Below are 1,817 nucleotides of genomic sequence, written 5' to 3'. Positions count from 1 at the left end.
ACCGGATCAAGCTGATCTTTTGGGATGGAACGGGTTTGTGCCTGTTCGCCAAGCGGCTCGAGGAAGGCGTCTTCCGTTGGCCGAAGATTGAAGACGGAGTGATGCGTCTATCATCGGGACAATTGTCGGCGTTGCTCGAAGGCCTCGACTGGCGGCTGGTTCATGAGGCGCGAGAAACGGTGGCGCCGACGCAAGCCGGATAGCTGTTGGTGGCGCTGCGGCGAAGTGAATCAGCAGCATCCAGATCATCGCAAAACGGCGGCGAATATGTTCTGATTTGCGTGTGAGCGATAACCTTCCTGATGATCCCGAAACGCTGAAGGCGATGCTGCTGGCTGAGCGGCACGAGAGCGAGCGGCTGCGTCAGATCATCAAGGAATTGCAGCGTCATCGCTTTGGCCGGAAGGCAGAGTCGCTCCCCGAAGAACAGATGCTCCTCGGTCTTGAGGACGTCGAACAAGTCGCAGCCTATACCGAGGCGACTCAGGACGAAACAGCCTCGGAAGGCCGGGCAGAGCGCGCACGCAAGCGCCGCGTCAATCGCGGAGCACTGCCGGCGCATCTGCCGCGGATCGAAGTTGTGGTCGACGTCGAGAGTAAGACCTGCCCATGCTGCAAGGGCGACCTGCACCAGATCGGCGAGGATCGGAGCGAGCGGCTGGACATGATCCCGGCCCAGTTCCGCGTCGTCGTCACTCGGCGTCCCAAATACGCCTGCCGAGCCTGCGAAGATGGCATCATGCAGGCTGAGGCTCCGGCCCGGCTGATCGAAGGTGGGCTACCGACCGAAGCGACCGTCGCCCAGGTTCTGGTGTCGAAATATGCCGATCATCTGCCGCTGTATCGGCAGGCCCAGATCTATGCACGCCAGGGCATCCATCTCGACCGGTCGACGCTCGCAGACTGGGTCGGGCATGCTGCCTTCCATCTGAGCCCGCTGCATGAGCGACTTCTTGCGGTGCTTCGCGCAAGGTCCAAGCTGTTCGCCGACGAGACGACGGTGCCGGTGCTCGATCCCGGCCGAGGCTGCACTAAAACCGGCCAGCTTTGGGCCTATGCCGCCGACGATAGGCCCTGGGGCGGACTGGACCCGCCTGGCATCGCCTACGTCTATGCGCCCGACCGCAAGGCCGAGCGGCTGTTCGGCCATCTTGCCGGCTTCGAGGGCGTCCTGCAGGTCGATGGTTACAACGCCTACCCAAAGCTTGCCGACCGCGGTGGAGTCGAGCTCGCGTTCTGCTGGGTGCACATGCGGCGCAACTTCTACGAACTTGCAGCCGCCGGCCCGGCACCGATCGCCAGCGAGGCGCTGAAGCACATCGCCGCTTTTTATGCGATCGAGAAGGAGATCCGCGGCCGCAGCGCAGAGGAGCGTCGCCTCGTGCGCCAGCAGAAGAGCCGACCACTGGCTGATGCCTTCGAGGTATGGCTGCGCGCCAAGCTCGCTTTGATCAGCCAGAAGATCAAGCTCGCCGAGGCCATCCGTTACGCCCTGTCACGCTGGCAGGGGCTGACGCGCTTCATCGATGACGGCCGCATCGAACTCGACAACAACACGGTCGAACGATCGATCCGCGGCATCAAGCTCAGCCGCAAAAACGCGCTGTTTGCTGGATCTGACGGTGGCGCGGAACATTGGGCTGTTATCGCGTCCTTGGTCGAGACCTGTAAGATCAACGACGTCGATCCGCTCGCCTATCTCACCGATGTCCTGACCAGGATCGTCAACGGGCATCCAAACCGCGACATCGACCAGCTACTGCCCTGGTCCTACCGCGCTCAAGCCCTCAAAGCCGTGGCTTGAAAACGACGCTTAC

General features: G+C 62.3%; 2 protein-coding genes. Both read left to right on the top strand.

The window, feature by feature from the left end:
• The coding region (gene tnpB / locus HZZ16_RS36860) for an IS66 family insertion sequence element accessory protein TnpB (protein ID WP_197955754.1) at positions 1-203 on the top strand (203 nt) is incomplete at its 5' end.
• Positions 204-325: 122 nt separating this feature from the next.
• Positions 326-1,804, top strand: a complete 1,479-nt coding sequence (tnpC, locus tag HZZ16_RS36855; RefSeq protein ID WP_197955757.1) for an IS66 family transposase — start codon at positions 326-328, stop codon at positions 1,802-1,804.
• Positions 1,805-1,817 lie beyond the last annotated feature (13 nt).

This window comes from Bradyrhizobium glycinis, from assembly GCF_016031655.1.
Taxonomy (GTDB): Bacteria; Pseudomonadota; Alphaproteobacteria; order Rhizobiales; family Xanthobacteraceae; genus Bradyrhizobium; species Bradyrhizobium glycinis.
Note: the sequence above shows the minus strand (reverse complement) of the source record. Positions and strands in the feature narration are given on the sequence as shown.

Excerpts from the sequence above, each read along its gene's own strand:
- tnpC (WP_197955757.1), top strand. The coding sequence starts at position 326 with ATGCTGCTGGCTGAGCGGCACGAGAGCGAGCGGCTGCGTCAGATCATC.